Annotated in this window: 12 protein-coding genes; 4 read left to right on the top strand and 8 right to left on the bottom strand. The window is 66.9% G+C overall.

Annotation, left to right across the window (positions count from 1 at the left end; genetic code table 11):
- Positions 1 to 101: 101 nt before the first annotated feature.
- The 6 genes from ABQY74_RS19930 to ABQY74_RS19905 all read right to left on the bottom strand — a co-directional run bounded on the left by ABQY74_RS19930 (position 102) and on the right by ABQY74_RS19905 (position 10,202).
- A complete protein-coding gene (locus tag ABQY74_RS19930; RefSeq protein WP_349794688.1) occupies positions 102 to 2,720 on the bottom strand; it encodes a glycoside hydrolase family 3 C-terminal domain-containing protein in 2,619 nt (872 codons plus the stop codon).
- A 77-nt stretch (positions 2,721 to 2,797) separates the two neighbouring features.
- Positions 2,798 to 4,492, bottom strand: a complete 1,695-nt coding sequence (locus tag ABQY74_RS19925; protein ID WP_349794645.1) for a glycoside hydrolase family 43 protein — start codon at positions 4,490 to 4,492, stop codon at positions 2,798 to 2,800.
- The gene (gene manD, locus ABQY74_RS19920) at positions 4,492 to 5,751 is read right to left on the bottom strand and encodes a D-mannonate dehydratase ManD (RefSeq protein WP_349794643.1); all 1,260 of its coding nucleotides are present in this window, start codon (positions 5,749 to 5,751) and stop codon (positions 4,492 to 4,494) included. Before manD ends, ABQY74_RS19925 begins: the two co-directional genes overlap by 1 nt.
- An 11-nt stretch (positions 5,752 to 5,762) precedes the next feature.
- Positions 5,763 to 7,727, bottom strand: a complete 1,965-nt coding sequence (locus ABQY74_RS19915; RefSeq protein WP_349794641.1) for a sialate O-acetylesterase — start codon at positions 7,725 to 7,727, stop codon at positions 5,763 to 5,765.
- Complete coding sequence (locus ABQY74_RS19910) at positions 7,724 to 9,919, bottom strand: alpha-glucuronidase family glycosyl hydrolase (protein WP_349794685.1); 2,196 nt, start codon at positions 9,917 to 9,919, stop codon at positions 7,724 to 7,726. The genes ABQY74_RS19915 and ABQY74_RS19910 overlap by 4 nt, the downstream gene beginning before the upstream one ends.
- A 118-nt stretch (positions 9,920 to 10,037) precedes the next feature.
- Complete coding sequence (locus tag ABQY74_RS19905) at positions 10,038 to 10,202, bottom strand: hypothetical protein (protein ID WP_016903660.1); 165 nt, start codon at positions 10,200 to 10,202, stop codon at positions 10,038 to 10,040.
- Here ABQY74_RS19905 and ABQY74_RS19900 point away from each other — a divergent pair.
- On the top strand, positions 10,153 to 11,169 hold the full coding sequence (locus tag ABQY74_RS19900) for a LacI family DNA-binding transcriptional regulator (protein ID WP_228960737.1): 1,017 nt from the start codon (positions 10,153 to 10,155) through the stop codon (positions 11,167 to 11,169). The two genes, ABQY74_RS19905 and ABQY74_RS19900, sit on opposite strands and share 50 nt — an antisense overlap.
- 50 nt (positions 11,170 to 11,219) lie before the next feature.
- Here the strand turns inward: ABQY74_RS19900 and xylA are convergent, their stop codons facing one another.
- A complete protein-coding gene (xylA, locus tag ABQY74_RS19895) occupies positions 11,220 to 12,557 on the bottom strand; it encodes a xylose isomerase (RefSeq protein ID WP_372469981.1) in 1,338 nt (445 codons plus the stop codon).
- A gap of 482 nt (positions 12,558 to 13,039) precedes the next feature.
- Here xylA and ttcA point away from each other — a divergent pair, with 482 nt between their 5' ends.
- The 3 genes from ttcA to ABQY74_RS19880 all read left to right on the top strand — a co-directional run bounded on the left by ttcA (position 13,040) and on the right by ABQY74_RS19880 (position 16,647).
- Positions 13,040 to 13,960, top strand: coding sequence for a tRNA 2-thiocytidine(32) synthetase TtcA (gene ttcA, locus ABQY74_RS19890; RefSeq protein WP_349794558.1), 921 nt, complete (start codon positions 13,040 to 13,042; stop codon positions 13,958 to 13,960).
- A gap of 63 nt (positions 13,961 to 14,023) precedes the next feature.
- Complete coding sequence (locus tag ABQY74_RS19885) at positions 14,024 to 14,929, top strand: recombination-associated protein RdgC (RefSeq protein WP_007974628.1); 906 nt, start codon at positions 14,024 to 14,026, stop codon at positions 14,927 to 14,929.
- Positions 14,930 to 15,861: 932 nt separating this feature from the next.
- Complete coding sequence (locus tag ABQY74_RS19880; protein WP_024937606.1) at positions 15,862 to 16,647, top strand: SprT family zinc-dependent metalloprotease; 786 nt, start codon at positions 15,862 to 15,864, stop codon at positions 16,645 to 16,647.
- A gap of 150 nt (positions 16,648 to 16,797) precedes the next feature.
- Here the strand turns inward: ABQY74_RS19880 and ABQY74_RS19875 are convergent, their stop codons facing one another.
- On the bottom strand, positions 16,798 to 17,085 hold the full coding sequence (locus ABQY74_RS19875; protein WP_039521264.1) for a hypothetical protein: 288 nt from the start codon (positions 17,083 to 17,085) through the stop codon (positions 16,798 to 16,800).
- Between the last annotated feature and the right edge of the window lie 26 nt (positions 17,086 to 17,111).

Below are 17,111 nucleotides of genomic sequence, written 5' to 3'. Positions count from 1 at the left end.
CGCGCAAGCGGTGCCTCTTCGCCCCGGCGAGAGGGGCTTAGGGCAATCGCGGCTGAGTGGGTTCTTCGCCCACGTCCGCATGGCGAGGGTGTCAACGGCTGCTACTTGTCGGTGACGGTAAAGCGTTGTGTGCTGCGGATGTCTGCGCTGGAAGCGCCGATCTGTACTTCGTAGTCGCCTGGATCCACTGCGTAGGCCTTGCGCTGCTCGTCGTAGATGCGCAAGGCGTCTTGCGCCTTGAGGGTGAAGCGCAGCTGGCGTTGTTCGCCGGGTTGCAGGGTGATGCGCTGGAAGCCGCGCAGTTCCTTGATGGCGCGTTCGCGTTGCGGCTTGAGCGGATGCAGATACAGCTGCACCACTTCATCGCCTGCGCGTTGGCCGGTGTTCTTCAGCGTGACCGTGGCTGTGAGCGTGCCATCGGCTGCAACCGTGGTGCGATCAAGGCGTAGATCCGAATACGCAAACTGCGTGTACGACAGGCCGTGGCCGAACGGATACAGCGGCTTGCCGGCGAAGTAGCGATAGGTGCGGCCGCGCATGGCGTAATCGTCGAAGGCGGGCAGGCGCTCGTCTTCCTTGTAGAAGGTGATCGGCAGGCGGCCGCCGGGACTGGCCTGGCCGAACAGCACATCGCCGACCGCGCTGCCGCCGCGTTGGCCGGGGTACCAGGCCAGCAGGATGGCGGGCACGTGGTGCTGCGCCCAGTCGATCGCCAGCGCCGAGCCGGTGGTCAACACCGCAACCACCGGCGTGCCGGTGGCCTGCACTGCCTGCAGCAACTCGCGTTGCGGTTTGGGCAGGCGGGTGTCGGTGCGGTCGCCGCCGGCAAAACCGGGATAGTTGACGTCCATCTCCTCGCCTTCGACATCGCCGGTGAGGCCACCGACGAACACCACCACCTCGGCGTTGCGTGCGGCGTCCACCGCTTCCTGCAGCGGCGGCTTGGCGCCGGGCATGCGCCAGGCCAGACGCACGCCGGCATCGCGTGTGGCCTCGAAGTATTCCACGCGCAGGTCGTAGGCCTTGCCCGCTTCCAGCGCGACGCTGGCATTGCCGCCGCGCATGCGCGGGGCCTCGCTCCATTGATCGATGAGCAGCTTGCCGTCCAGAAACAGGCGCACGCCATCGTCGGCGGCAATCTGCAGCTCGTAGGTGCCCGACACCGGCGGCAGCAGCTGGCCATGCCAGCGCACGCTGAAGTCGTCCTTGGCCAGCGCACGGTCGGCCTGCAGTTCACCGCGGCCGACGGCATCGTCGGTGGGCGCATTGCGGTCCCAGCGGAAGGCGATACGTGGGTCGATGCGGGTCAGCACCGGCTGGCCGGCCAACGCACGTCCACGGAAGTAGTCTCCGGTGAGGCCGTTCTGCTTGGCATCTGGCGCCGGGCGCAGATAGCGGGTGTCGATCGGTGCCGCGGCATTGGGGTCTTCGCGCCCTTCCACCAGGTCGCTGCCGCGCGCGTAGACCACCTGCGCCTGCGGTGCGGCGTCGCGGATGCCTTGCAGGATGGTGACTGGCGCGGCCGGCGTGCCGTAGTAATTGCCCAGCAGCGACATCGGGTCGTCGGCGGTGGGGCCGATCACGGCGATGCGCTTGAGCGTGGGTTTGAGCGGCAGCAGGCCGTCGTTCTTCAGCAGCACCAGCGATTCGCGCGCGGTGCGGCGGGCCAGTGCATCGTGCTCTGGCGATTGATTGGCTGATACGGGAATCTGCGCCCACGGCACCTTGGCCGGCGGGTCGAACATGCCCAGCCGCATGCGCGAGGTCATCAGCCGCTTGAGCGCGGTATCGATGCTGGCCTCGTCGATCAAGCCGGCACGCACCGCCGCCGGCAACGCGGCATAGGTGTCGCCGCAATCCAGGTCGGTGCCGTGCTTGACGCCGAGCGCGGCGGCGGCCTCGGGCGTGGGCACGATCTTGTGGTTCTGCCAGATATCGCGGATGGCGGCGCAGTCGCTGACGATGTAACCATCGAAGCCCCAGTCGCGGCGCAGGATGCCTTCCAGCCGCGTGCTGGCCGAGGCGGATTCGCCATTGACGCGGTTGTAGGCGCCCATCACTGCGGCGACCTTGCCTTCCTGCACCAAGGCCTGGAACGCGGGTAGATAGGTTTCATGGAGATCGCGCTCGCTGGGATGCACGTCGAAGTGATGACGGTCGGCCTCCGGGCCGCTGTGCACGGCGAAGTGCTTGGCGGTGGCATCGAGCTTGCGGTACGGCCCTTGCTGCGCCTGCAGGCCCTGCACGAAGGTCACGCCCATGCGCGCGGTCAGAAACGGGTCTTCGCCATAGGTTTCCTGCCCGCGGCCCCAGCGCGGGTCGCGGAAGATGTTGATGTTGGGCGACCAGAAAGTGAGCCCCTGGTAGCGCTTGTGCTCGCCGCGCGCCAGGAAGGCGTGGTGCTTGGCGCGCGCTTCGTCGCTGATGGCGGTGGCCACCTCGGCCATCAACGGGGTATCGAAGGTGGCCGCCAGGCCGATCGCCTGCGGAAACACGGTGGCGCCGCCGGCACGCGCCACGCCGTGCAGCGCTTCGTTCCACCAATCGTATTCGGGCACCTGCAGGCGCGGGATGGCCGCGGCAGCGTTCTGCATCTGCGCGGCCTTTTCTTCCAGCGTCATGCGCGACACCAGGTCGGCCGCACGTGCGTCGAACGGGCGTTGGGTGTCCAGATACGGCGGCGGCGTTGCGGCCTGCGTGCCGGTGGCGGCCAGCGCCATCGCCATCGCCAGCAATAAGACGCGCGCACATGGGCGACGCGGGGTGGTGGCGCGGTGGGCGGGGTGCGAATGCATGGTCAGTCCTCCTGGGTGCGATGCGGTTCCAGCTGGGCAAACGGCCCGATCATGCTGCCGACGAAGCCGCCGGCCTGTGCGGTGCTAAGCATGCCCGCAGCATCGTTGCGGTGTAGCGATTGCCAGCCGCGCCCATCGGAATCGAAGGCAAAGCTGTACGCACCGCCATCGCCGCTGATCTGCAGACGTAGCTGCGCCGTTGCGGGGACGCGGGTGCGTGCGAGCGTGGTGGTCTTTGCGCCCTCGCGCTTGTCGAGGAAGACGTCCAGCGCATCGCCGGTGCGTCGCACACCCAGCGCATACCACGCGTTGGAATTCTGCAAGACGGCAAGCCCGGCGCTGACGCCGGCCTGCGTGGGCACCGCCAACGCGGTGCTTGCGGCAAAGCGCGTGTGTTGCTGGCGCCGCGCGAGGAAAGCGGGTGTGGCGGTGCTATCCAACCCTTGCGCACTGGCGTGGAGGGTCAGCCACCCGGTGCGTGCGCTTAGATCGGCCACCTCATGTTTGGGCACACGCAGAGATAGCCATTCGCGCTGCAGCGAGGTGCCGGCGAAGTCGTCGCGCCAGGTGAAGTTGCCGGACAACGGCGCTTGATCGGCCGGGGTCTTGGCGCCGCGCGGGCTCTGTGCGACAGACGGAATCGGCTCGCCGGCCGGCAGGATCGACGGCCAGCCATCGCGCCAGTGCACCGGCAGCAGGAAGGTTTCGCGCCCGGTATTGTAGCGTTCGCCCGCATACGGGCGGCTGGCCAGGAACACCGCCCACCATTGCCCGTCCGGTGTGTCCACCAGATCCACATGCCCGGCATTGCTGATCGGGTGCGTGCGTTCGGCCGGCAGGTCGCGTTGGGTCAGGATCGGATTGTGCGGTGATGCGACATACGGCCCCCACACGTTGCGGCTGCGCAGCACCACCTGCGAATGCTGCGGCCCGGTGCCGCCTTCGGCACACGAGAGGTAATACCAACCGTCGTGTTGATACAGATGCGGGCCTTCGATCCAGATCGGCTTGCTGGCCAGATCCACCCCACCGTTGAGCAACACCTTGCGCGGGCCGACCGGTTGATTGTTGGCGAGGTCGAAGCGCTGCATCCAGATCGCGCGATGGCCTTCGTACAACGGCGTGCCTTCCGGCGGGCCGTTGTTGAGCAGGTAGGCGCTGCCGTCGGTATCGAAGAACAACGACGGGTCGATGCCGTCGATGCCCGGCAACCACGTCAGTGCCGACCATGGGCCGGCGGGATTGCGGGCGCTGGCGATGAAGTTGCCGCCGCTGTCGACCGAGGTACCCACCACATAGAAACGCCCGGCATGATGACGGATGCTGGCAGCGAACATGCCACGCGACACGCCCAGCCCGTCGTAGTCGAGCTGTTCGCGGCGCTCGACCACATTGCCGATCTGCGTCCAGTGCACCAGGTCGGTACTTTCGAACACCGGGATCGCCGGGAAATACGCAAACGTGGAGTTGACCAGGTAGTAGCGCTCGCCCACGCGTGTCACGCTGGGGTCTGGGTAGAACCCGGCCAGCACCGGGTTGCGGTAGTGGCCGGGCGGTAGCGGCGTGGCGAACACCGCATCGTCGCCGCGATACTCGAACCAGTCGAAGGCGACATCGGCGTGTGCTTGCGCCTGCACGCGCGCAGGCGCGGCCACCGCAAGCAGCAGTGCTGCAAGCGCGGCCGGCAGCCAGCGCATCACCAGTCCCACATCGCACCGTCTTCCAGCCGCGCGATCGGCAACTGCTTGGGCACGTAGGGATACTTCGCGGCCAGGGCTTCGTCGATGTCCACGCCATGCCCGGGTGTTTCGCCGCAATGCAGGCGGCCATCGCGGAACACGTAATCGTGCGGGAACACCGCGTTGGCCTCGTCGGAATGGAACATGTATTCCTGGATGCCGAAGTTGGGCACCCAGGTGTCGAAGTGCAATGCCGCGCCCATGCACACCGGCGACAGATCGGTGGCGCCGTGGAAGCCGGTGCGCACCTGATGCAGCGCGGCGAAATCGGCCAGCCGTCGCACATGGGTGATGCCGCCGGCGTGGACGATCGTGGTGCGGATGTAGTCGATCAGTTGCTGCTCGATCAGGTGCTTGCAATCCCACAGCGAATTGAACACCTCGCCCACCGCCAAGGGGGTGACCGTGTGCTGGCGGATCATCTCGAACGCGCGCTGGTTTTCTGCAGGGGTGGCGTCTTCCAGCCAGAACAGCCGGTACGGTTCCAGGTCGCGGCCCAGGCGCGCGGCCTCGATCGGGGTGAGCCGGTGGTGTGCGTCGTGCAGCAGCTCGATCTCGTCGCCGTGGTCGTTGCGCAATTGCTCGAACAATTTCGGCACCACGCCGAGATAGCGCGGCGTGGACCACACCGTTTCGGTCGGCAATTCGCTCTCTGCCGGCTCATACGGTTTGCCGCCGCTGGAAATGCCGTAGGTCTTCTTGATGCCGGGCACGCCGCACTGCGCGCGGATGGCGATGAAGCCCAGCTCGCGGAAGCGGCCCACCTCATCGCTGGTTTCGGCGATATCGCGGCCATTGGCATGGCCGTAGACCAGCGCGCCCTCGCGCGAGCGCCCACCCAGCAGCTGATACAGCGGCAGGCCGGCCATCTTGCCCAGGATGTCCCACAAGGCCACGTCCACTGCGGCGATCGCGCTCATCGTCACCGGACCGCGCCGCCAGTACGCGCCGCGGTAGAAGAACTGCCAGATGTCTTCGATGCGGCCGGCATCGCGGCCGATCAGGTTCGGCACCAGGTGTTCCTGCAAATACGCCGCCACCGCCAGTTCGCGGCCATTGAGCGTGGCATCGCCCAGCCCGGTGATGCCCGAGCGGGTGCGGATCTTCAGGGTGACGAAGTTGCGGCCCGGGCAGGTGACGATGACGCGCGCCTCGACGATCTCGCGATCGCGGGCCGAGCCTTGCAGCGGAGCAGGGGAGTCGGGAGTCTGTGACATCGTGGTCTCGCTCAGGGAGAAGTGGCGGCAGTGAGGGGGAGCTCGAACGGGCCGGCCGGCAGGCCGCTGCGGTCGTACAAGGTGCACACCGGGCTGTCGGCCCAGCAGTAGCGCACGCGCGTGACGGCCAGGCCGGAGGGAACGCGCAGGCTGATGGTTTGGTCGTGCAAGCTGGCGACGGCATAGCGGCAGGTGTTGGGCGCAGCGCCGCACAGCTCGAAGCCGATCGGCGCATCGGCGCCATAGCTGAGCAAGGCGGTGTCCACATCGTCGAAGGCGATGCGCACGCTGTCGCCTTCGCGTTGCGCGCTGCGCGGCACCGGGCCGGAGGGCGCAAGCGCCTCGCCATACACCACCTGCCGCGCCACACGCGCCAGGCGCCGGCCAAGTTCCTGCTTGTTGGCCGGATGGATGTCGTAGCGGTCGCCGATATCGATCGTCACCGCCAGGCCGGCATGCGCATCGTTGGTGACGAAGCGGCGCTGCGCTTCGCGCAGCTGCGCCCAGCCGCTGTCGACCGGCTGGGTGGGCGGCGCGCCATAGTTGGCCAGTTGCACGATCAGCAGCGGCAACTGCGCACCGAAGCGCTGCCGCCAATCGCGTTGCCATGCAGCGAGCAAGGCCGGGTAATGCACCGCATCGCCGGCATTGGATTCGCCCTGGTACCACAGCACGCCACGCAGGCCGAGCTGGCCGAGCGGGGCGATCATGCCGTTGTACAAGGTGGTCAGCCCGGCCGCCGACGACCACGGCGCGCGCGGTGGCGAGCCCAGTTGCGGCGGCACGATGCGGTATTGCCAGGGCGCATCCAGCGGCAGCGTGCTGCCATCGGCAAACTGCAGCGCACGTGATTGCGCATCGCCCAGCAGCCCACCGCGCCGATAGGTATTGAGCACATTGAGCACGATGCTGTTGCGCCCGGCATGCAGGTGCCCGCGCGGCACGCTGTAGCGACGCGGCTGGTCGGCGCCGTAACTGCTGCCCACGCCACGCCCGTTGACCCAGGTCTGGTCCAGCTCGTCCACCGGCCCGAGCAACAAGCTGGCGTCCTGCGCGGCCTGCGCCGGCGTCAGCTCCACGCTGGTGCGGTACCAGACCATGCCGTTGAAGCCGACCAACTGCGGCACGCCCCAGTCGTCCCACGCGCCCAATGCCGCCGGTGCGGTTTGCCAGGCGCCGGGCGCATCCGCCTGCCAGGGCTCGCCTTCGCCGTGCGCATGCCACCAGGCCTCCCACAGCGCGCCCCAATGCGGCGCGGCATCCACCGGGTCGCGTGCGTAACGCGCCAGCACATCCAGCGCCGGGCCATCGTCGCCGGCAGCGCGCAGTGCCTTCTCGCCGATCCAGGCCTGCAGTTGCGAGCCGCCCCAGGAGGCGTTGATCAGGCCCATCGGCACATCGACGGTCTTCTGCAATTCACGCGCGAAGTAATAGCAGGCCGCAGAAAACTCCTTCACCGTCTCCGGCGTGGTGAGTTGCCATGCCGCAGTGCCACCGAAGCCGCGCTGCGGCGTCGGGCTGGACTGCGCCGGCACCTTGAACATACGGATGCGCGGGTTGTCGGCATCGGCGATCTCGCTGCGTGAATCCAGGGTGCGATGCACCTGCAATTCCATATTGGATTGGCCCGAACACAGCCACACATCGCCGATCAGCACGTCATTGACCTGCTGTGTCACGCCCGTGCTGGTGCGTGCGCTCAAGCTGTACGGGCCACCCGCGGCGTGCGCGGGCAGGCGTGCTTCCCAGTGGCCTTGCCGATCCGCGCGTGCCTGCACCTGCTGCGCATCCAGTTGCACGCTCACGCGTGTGCCAGGGGGGGCATCGCCCCACACCCGGATCGGCGCATCGCGCTGCAACACCACATGCTCCTGAAACAGTGCATGCAGCAGCGGCGCATCGGCCGCCTGCACCAGGCGCGGCAGCAGTGCTGCGCAGAGCGTTGCCATGATGACCGTCGAGAGGCGCGCGCTCATTTCGGATTCCCCGGTGCATACGGAAACTTCAGTGCCTGGTAATACGCCAACGGATGCGCCGGCGGTGCCGTGCCGGCCGGCAACGGCCGCCCGGACACGCGCTGGAAGTAGGCGATGCTGGCATCGCGCCACCACTGCGCTTCGTCCTGCTGGATCGCCAGGAAGTTCGCAACCTGCTGGTAACGCGGCGTATCGATCTTGCCGGCGAGGCTTTGCCAGGTGGTTCGCATTGCATGCACCTCGTCCACGCCATGGTCGTAATGCCATACCAGCTCGTCCCACAGCGGCCGCCCGGAGGCCATGCGGTGCTCCCAGGGCACATGGTGGAACCACAGCAGGTAATGCTCCGGCACGCGCTGCACATCGCCGAACACGCGCGCCACCGGCCAGGCGTATTGCGCCACCGCGTTGCTGCCGCTGGCGCTACGGTCAAAGCCGATCCCGTTACTGTCGGCGCGGTGGTAGTAGACCGGGTCCCAGTCCGGGCGCTCGCTGCCCGCATCCCAGGGTGCCGGGCCGTAGTGATGGCCGCGCCCCATCAGGTGATGCAGGCCGAGCGGCGTCATGTAGTCCACCACTGCCTCGCGCGAGCGCAGCATCATGTCGACCACGGGCGTCACCACGTCAGCATCGTTGGAGAAGGTCATGCGCGCCCACTCCTGCGCGATCACCTGCGGTGACAATTGCGGGTTCCACGCCAGCCGCCCGTACGCATACCAGTTCGCCTGATCGAAGATCGAGCCGCTCCAGTTACGGTCCGCACCGATGTTGGCCACCCCGGCAATGCCGGTCAGGCGCGTGCGTTTTGCATCGTTGAAGAGCGTGCCATCCACGGTTCTGGCAACGGTCGAGCCCTTGCCGCGTGCATAGGTGTCGGCCTGCAGGGTTTCGGCAAACAGCGTGCCCAGATAGGCCAGATGGGTGGAAAAGCCCAGATACTCCTTGGTGATCTGGAACTCCGGCATCAACGGCGTCTTGCGCATCGCACCGAACAACGGATGGAACGGCTCGCGCGGCTGGAAGTCGATCGCCCCGTTCTTGACCTGCACGATCACGTTGTCGCGGAATTGCCCATCCAGCGGCAGGAACTCGCTGTACGCCTGCTTGGCGCGATCGTCCGGTTGCTCGTGCGAATAGACGAATGCGCGCCACATCACCACCCCGCCGTGCGGTGCCAGCGCATCGGCCAGCAGATTGGCGCCATCGGCATGGCTGCGCCCGTAATCCTGCGGGCCAGGCTGGCCTTCGGAGTTGGCCTTGACCAGGAAACCACCAAAGTCCGGAATGCGCGCGTAGATCTGGTCGGCGGTGTCGCGCCACCACTGGCGCACCTGCGGATCCAGCGGGTCGGCGGTCTTCAGGCCGCCGATCTCGATCGGCGCGCTGAAGCGCGCGCTGAGAAACACGCGAATGCCGTAAGGGCGGAACACCTTGGCCAGTGCTGCCGCCTTGTCCAGATACTGCGGCGTCAGGCTCCAGGCCTTGGCGTTGACGTTGTTGAGCACGCTGCCGTTGATGCCCAGCGATGCATTGGCGCGCGCGTAGTCGGTGTAGCGCGGATCCAGGTAGCCCGGCAGGGTCTGCCAGTTCCATAACGAGGCGCCGGCGTAGCCGCGTTCGACCACCCCGTCCAGGTTGTCCCAGTGGTTGAGCATGCGCAGCTGCAGCCGCGGCGACTCGCGCAGGTCCAGCGCGGCCAGCGACTGGCCGGTCTGCAGCAGGCGCAGGAAGTGGAATGCCCCATACAGCGCGCCGACATCGCTGCCGCCGACGATGGCGATGGTGCGATGCCCGTCCACGCTGACACTGCGGATCAGATAGCCCTCGCGGCCCAGGCCGGTGGTCTGCAGCTGCAATGCCGCGATCTGCGGCGCGGCGGCCGCGCCCAGCAAGATCGCGCCATCGCGCGTGACATTGGCGGACGACTGCGGCGCAGCACCAAGCAGGCCCGACAGTCCACGCTGCAATTCCTCACGTGCAACCTGCAACGTCGGCGAGTCGCCGGCGATGATCAACTCGCTTGCGCTGCCACGCAACTGCGCCGCGTTGGCCAGCGGGTGGTAGCGCAACCATAAGTCGTAGCCATCCTCGGCCCGCGCGCCGGCACTGGCCAGCATCAATCCGCATAGCAACGTCAGCGCCAGCCACCACGGCTGCGTCAACGCTGCGCAATACGCGCCGCAGCGCCGCATTGCACGCGCGCTCATGCGGCATGCTCCAGCGGCATCACCGCACGCTGCGGCGTATCGCCGCTCTGCCTGCTTCCCGGTACCATGCGTCGCATCGTCATGCACGCAGTCGGCGCTTGCGTTACTGCAGCGGGTTGTGTGCATCGTGCAGGTTCGCCACCCACTTGAAGAGGCCACGCTTGGAGAAGGTCAGGAAATCGGTCCGCCGCACCAGCCGCGCGACCACCATCGACGAGGTGGCGGCGCTGGCGAAGGTCTCGCCGATGACGGTCTCGCGCGTGGTCAACAACAACGGCAGCGTGCGCGATGCCACCCGCGCACGCGTGCTGCGCGCGGTCGACAAGCTGGGCTACACGCCCAACCTGGCAGCCAGTGCCCTGGCTGCCGCGCAGAGCACGCGCATTGCGTTGATCTACAGCGATCCCAGCGGCGCCTACCTGCGTGAGTTGCTGCTGGGCGTGTTGCGGGTTGCCTCGCGCACACCGATCCAACTGGTGATCGATTGCTGGGACGACCTGGATGCCGACGCCGAACGCCGTGCCGCACGCAAGCTTGCCAAGGGCGTGGCCGGGGTGATCCTGCCGCCGCCGCTGTGCGAATCCAAGGCCGCGGTGCTGGAACTGGTACGTGCCAAGGTGCCGGTGGTGGCGATCGCCTCTAACCATTTCAGCCCGGATGTGGCCTGTGTGCGCATCGACGAATTCGCCGCCGCCAAGGAAATCACCGAGCATCTGATCGCGCAGGGCCACACGCGTATCGGTTACATCGCCGGGCACCCCAACCTGTCTGCCAGCACGCGTCGCTTCGAGGGGTTCCAGGCCGCGCTGGCCGATGCGGGCCTGCGGCTGGACCGGCACCTGGTGCAACCGGGCGACTACACCTACAAATCCGGCTTGGTCGCTGCGGAAAAACTGCTGGCGCGCAAACGCCGCCCCAGCGCCATCTTCGCCAGCAACGACGACATGGCCGCCGCCGCAATCTCGGTCGCGCATCGGCGCGGGCTGGATGTGCCGCGCGATCTGTCGGTGGTCGGCTTCGACGACACCTCCGCTGCCACTGCGGTATGGCCCGAACTCACCACCGTGCAGCAGCCCATCGCCGCCATGGCCGACGCCGCGCTGGACATCCTGTTGAAGACGATTCGCGCCAAGGAGCGCACGGCGAAGATGGTCGATCATGTGGTCGCGCACCTGCTGGTCAAGCGGGATTCGGTGGCCGCACCGGCGGCGCCGGATGCAACGGAACAGCCATGACGCTGCACGTGGTTCTGCGCGCAGGCGTGCAGGCGACCATTGGCACAACATCAACGGGTCAGATACTTGTTGATCAGGTTCTCGTAGGCTTCCTGACGGCCGCTGAGCTGCTTGGGTTCGTTGCCGGCCGCGTACTTGGCCAGATCCACCAGCGTGCTGCTGCCGTTGGCGAAATCCGCACCCGCGCCGCTGTCGAAGCTGGCGTAGCGCTCGGCGCGCCACTGCTCCAGCGGCGAGGAGGTCAGCAGCGCATTGGCCACTTCCAGCCCGCGTGCGAACGCGTCCATGCCGCCGATATGCGCCAGGAACAGATCCTGCGGGTCGGACGACTCGCGGCGTACCTTGGCATCGAAGTTCAGCCCGCCCGGTGCCAGCCCGCCCTGGCGCAGCACCACCAGCATCGCGCCGACGGTGTCGTACAGGTCGGTCGGGAACTGGTCGGTATCCCAGCCGTTCTGCGGGTTGCCGCGGTTGGCATCGATGCTGCCGAGCAGGCCGGCATCGGATGCCACCTGCAGGTCGTGCTCGAAGCTATGGCCCGACAAGGTGGCGTGGTTGGCTTCGATGTTGAGCTTGAAGTCCTGGTCCAGGCCGTGCTGGCGCAGGAAGCCGATCACCGTGGCGCTGTCGAAGTCGTACTGGTGCTTCATCGGCTCCATCGGCTTGGGCTCGATCAGGAAGTTGCCGGTGAAGCCGATCGCGCGGCCGTAGTCGCGTGCCAGGGTCAAGAAGCGCGCCATGTTGTCCTGCTCGCGCTTCATCTGGGTGTTGTGCAGGCAGGCATAGCCCTCGCGGCCACCCCAGAACACGTAGTTCTCGCCGCCCAGCTCGACGGTGGCATCGATCGCGGCCTTGACCTGCACCGCCGCACGCGCCACCACGTTGAAGTCCGGGTTGGTCGACGCACCGTTCATGTAACGCGGGTGCGAGAACAGGTTGGCAGTGCCCCACAGCAGCTTGACGCCGGTATCGGCCTGGCGCTGCTTGGCGATACCGACCATGTGCTTGAGGTTGCTCTGGTACTCACCGATGTCGTCGGCATCGGGCGACAGATCGATGTCGTGGAAGCAGTAGTACGGCACGCCGAGCTTGGTGAAGAACTCGAACGCGGCATCGGCCTTGGCTTCGGCGCGATTCAACGCGGTGTTGCCGATATCCCACGGGTACGCACGCGTGCCCGGGCCGAACGGATCGGCGCCGTTGCCGCAGAAGCTGTGCCAGTAGGCCACGGCAAAGCGCAGATGCTCGGCCATGGTCTTGTCGCCGACCTGCTTGTTGGCGTCGTAGACCTTGAACGCCAGCGGGTTGTCCGAGTCGCGGCCTTCGAAGCCGATCTTGCCGATACCGGGGAAATATTCCTTGGCGCCGATGTAGACGGTGTTGCTCATGGGGTGGAACTCCTGCAGAGAGGCGAGGGGGAGAAGGGAAAGGTGTCGCACGCGAGTGACCAGCCACGCAGCGCAGCGATTGCGCATGCAGGCCGTCACCGCCGCCACCGGCGCGCACTCTCAATCAGCGCTGGAGACGGACGCCGGCACAGCGCCTGACCCGCGCCGCGCAGAATGTTAGCGCTACCACAATCGCGACCGAAAAAAGCCGCGCGATGGAGCGAAGCTGAAGATGCCATGCCGATCCCGAGTGAAGCGGTCTGCCCGACTTTACCCAGCCCGGCGCCGAAAGGCTTGCTGCGCTGCGAGATGTGCACTGCCCCGAGCACCTGCGGCACACCTCCAGCGGTGATCGGCTCGCCAGCGCCCCGGCACCGCCAAACCAGCGCCAGACACCCCGCCCGCAAGCGGCTGACCGCCCGTTCAGCCGCGCACGCGCCGCGCCGGCCCGCCGCGCGCCGGGCAGCTACAATGGCCGGCTTATGACCGCTGTCCTGCCGCTGCCGCAACCCCTGGCCGACCCCGCGCCGCGCGACCCGCGCCAGCGGTTGCAGCGTGAGCAGCTGCGCCTGGGCAAACGCCTGCAGCGCCAAGTGGGCCAGGCGATTGCCGACTTCGGCATGATCGTTCCCGGCGACAAGATCATGGTCTGCCTGTCCGGCGGCAAGGACAGCTACACCTTGCTGGACATGCTGCTGCAGTTGCAGCGCAAGGCGCCGGTGCCGTTCACCCTGGTGGCGGTCAATCTGGACCAGAAGCAGCCCGACTTCCCCGCGCAGGTGCTGCCCACTTACCTGCGCGGGCTGGATGTACCGTTCGACATCGTCGAGCAGGACACCTATTCGGTGGTCAGCCGGGTGATTCCGGCCGGCAAGACCATGTGTTCGTTGTGCTCGCGGCTGCGGCGCGGCGCGCTGTATGCCTACGCGCAGGCGCATGGCGTGACCAAGATCGCGCTCGGCCACCATCGCGACGACATCGTGGCCACGTTCTTCATGAATCTGTTCCACCACGCCCGGCTTGCGGCGATGGCGCCCAAGCTGCGCAGCGACGACGGCGCGCATGTGGTGATCCGCCCGCTGGCCTACGTGCGCGAAGCCGACATCGCCGCCTATGCGCAGGCGCGCCAGTTCCCGATCATTCCGTGCAACCTGTGCGGCAGCCAGGAAAACCTGCAGCGCCAGCAGGTCGGGCGGATGCTGCAGCAGTGGGACCGCGAGCAGCCCGGGCGGGTCGAGCAGATCGCCCGCGCGCTAGGCGATGTGCGGCCCGAGCAACTGGCCGACCGCACCCTGTTCGATTTCCTGGCGCTGGGCCGCAATGGCGATGCAGCACCGCCCGATCCTGATCCCGATTCCAGCGCCTGGCTCGCCGCCGGCGACAGCGCACACGACAGCGACTGACGCGGCCATCGCGGCGCCGGCAGTCTTTCCACCCTCCCCGTTTCTTCCTCTTCGGTCTGACGCATGTTCTTTCGTAATCTCACCCTGTTCCGTTTCCCGACCACGCTGGATTTTTCCGAGATCGACACGCTGCTGCCGCAAGTGCAGCTCAAGCCGGTCGGCCCGCTGGAAATGAGCTCGCGCGGTTTCATCTCCCCGTTCGGCCGCGACGAGCAGGAAGTGCTCTCGCACCGTCTGGAAGATTTCCTCTGGCTCACCGTCGGTGGCGAGGACAAGATCCTGCCCGGCGCGGTGGTCAACGACCTGCTCGAGCGCAAGGTCGCCGAGATCGAAGAGAAGGAAGGCCGTCGCCCCGGTGGCAAGGCGCGCAAGCGCCTGAAGGACGACCTGATCCATGAGCTGTTGCCGCGCGCCTTCGTCAAGAGCTCGCGCACCGATGCCATTCTGGACCTGCAGCACGGCTACATCGCGGTCAACAGTTCCAGCCGCAAGAGCGGCGAGAACGTGATGAGCGAGATCCGCGGCGCACTCGGCAGCTTCCCGGCACTGCCGTTGAATGCCGAAGTCGCACCGCGCGCCATCCTCACCGGCTGGATCGCCGGCGAACCCTTGCCCGAAGGCCTGAGCCTGGGCGAAGAGTGCGAGATGAAGGACCCGATCGAAGGCGGCGCGGTGGTCAAGTGCCAGCACCAGGAACTGCGCGGCGACGAGATCGACAAGCACCTGGAAGCCGGCAAGCAGGTCACCAAGCTGGCGCTGGTGCTGGACGACAATCTATCGTTCGTGCTCGGCGACGATCTGGTGATCCGCAAGCTCAAGTTCCTCGATGGCGCACTGGACCAGCTCGAACACAGTGAAGACGACGGCGCACGCGCCGAACTCGACGCCCGCTTCGCGCTGATGAGCGCGGAAATCCGGCGCCTGTTCCTGCTGCTGGAGACCGCGTTGAAGCTGAGCAAGGCCGAGTAAGCGCAACGGTCGAGCGGTGGCGTCGTGGCGTCGCGATCGATGCTTGAGTCAAACGCCTGGTGAGTCGAGCGCGCGGTGCCCTCACCGCTCGCGGGACACGCCGTGCATCCGTCCGTGGAGTCTCCTTGGCGGCATCCATGCCGCCAAGGGTCCCGCAACCGGCAAGGACACCGCACCAGTCAGTTGGTCGGTTGCTTTCTTGAAAGCGTGTTGTCCGGCTGCGCTGCGTCAGGCATTGAAAAGTTTGCAGGTTGCGTGCTGAAAGCCTGTCCACCGCTCGGCCTGCGAAGGAGGGGAGTGAGAAGCTGGTCGACGCACAGTGATCCGACCAGCGCAGGTCATGCCCTGCTTGCAAACATGCACACCGACTATCTCAGTTTGCCCTTGCCCGCCCACTGTCGCGGGACCTTACGCGGCATGGATGCCGCGTAAGAGCCTACACGGACGTACTTGCGGCGTGTCCTGCGATGGTGGGCGGGCAAGGGCCCTGCAGCCAGGCCGCAGATCATCTGCTCTACGATTGAGCTATCGCACGGGCGACTGCTTCAAAAGACCGACCATCTTGACTGGTCCTTGCCCGCCTACCGTCGCGGGACCTTACGCGGCACGGATGCCGCGTAAGAGCCTACAAGGACGTACTTGCGGCGTGTCCCGCGATGGTGGGCGGGCAAGGACCTTGCAGCCAAGTCGCCGATCCGCCGCTCTGCAGCTTTTTCATTCGCGCTATCCAGTACGACGCTCAAAGCACAGAGACTCGGCCGTGCTGGACGGGCAAGGGCCCTGCAACCAGGCCGCAGATCTAGCGACGTCGGCTGCGCCCACCTGGCGGTGGGCAGCGTCGTTTGCCAGTCGCTCAAATAAGTCGTGCCAACATCGAATGCATCAATCGCTTCGTCTCACCGCCTGACACATCGCAGCGCTATCCTGTGCCCATGTTCAAGCCCGTCCGCCGCCTTATCGCGCCCGCCCCGCAGGTTGTCGAACGTGATTGCCTGCGCCTGCAGCTGGACGGGCGCGAGATCGCGGTGCTGCGCGTGCGCGACCCGCGTGCGCGGCGCATCAAGCTCAGTGTGGACGAACGCGGCGCGCGGCTGACCTTGCCACTGCGCGCAAGCCTGGTGGCCGGCGAACGCTTTCTGCAGGCGCATCTGGACTGGCTGAGCACGCAATTGTCGCGTTATCAGCAGGTGGATGCGTTTCCGGCGCTGGAGCGTGGCGTGCCGGGACTGCTGCCGTTACGCGGTGCCTTGTTGCCGCTGAGCTGGCACGACGGGCGCTACGCACGCATCGAGGTCACCGATGACGGCGCACAGTTCCATGTGCCGACCCGGCTCGGCGATGCAGGCCTGCGCCGCACGCTGAGGGAATTCTACGAAGCGCAGGCGCGCGCCGATGTCGGCCGCTGGTTGCCGAGCTATCTGCCCGGCCTGCCGCGCGCCCCGGCGCGGGTGCGGCTGAAGGTGATGTCCTCGCAGTGGGGCTCGCTGGCGCCAGATGGCTCGATGGCGCTGGATCTGGCGCTGGTACTCGGCCGCCCGTCCGCATTCGAATATGTGCTGGTACACGAGCTCTGCCACCTGCTGCAGGCCAACCACTCGCCGGCGTTCTGGGCCGAGGTGGAACAGCGCTTCCCCGCCTGGCGCGACGAGCGCAGCTATTTCCACGAGCACGGCCGCCAGCTCAAGGCGCAACTGCGGCGGTTGTTGCAGGTGGAGTGAGCCAGATCGTCGCGATGCAGTTGCCGTCGCTGTGGCGGCGCTCCTGCAACGATCAAGGCGCGAAGTCGGGGCGCCAATGCTCTTCGGGCTTTCGGAGAGCTGCTGCGCGATGGCGCGGCTAGCGAAGCGACATAGCGCCACGCGGCTGCGCTAGCGCCATTGGTAAGACGCGGCGCGCGCAAGGTGCCGGCAGGCCAGCGGCGACAGCCACGCAAAGCGCCTGGTCAGGGCACACTCGATGGCCGCGATGCCGGCCTGCAGCTCGCGTGCCGATCCCCAATGGTCGGCGTCGCAGGCCATCGACCAGACCTCATCCAGGCGCCGGCGATCGTCCGGATCCAGTTGCGGCGACGCGTGCACCGTCTCCAGGAACGTCCCTGGCAAACTCCACTGCTCGAAGGATTCGATCGCGGCGACAAGCCGGTCTGGATGGCCCATTGCGCTAGCTCAACGGTGCCAGGATG

Origin of the sequence: Xanthomonas sp. WHRI 7064 (genome assembly GCF_040202355.2) — a bacterium.
Lineage (GTDB): Bacteria > Pseudomonadota > Gammaproteobacteria > Xanthomonadales > Xanthomonadaceae > Xanthomonas > Xanthomonas arboricola.
Note: the sequence above shows the minus strand (reverse complement) of the source record. Positions and strands in the feature narration are given on the sequence as shown.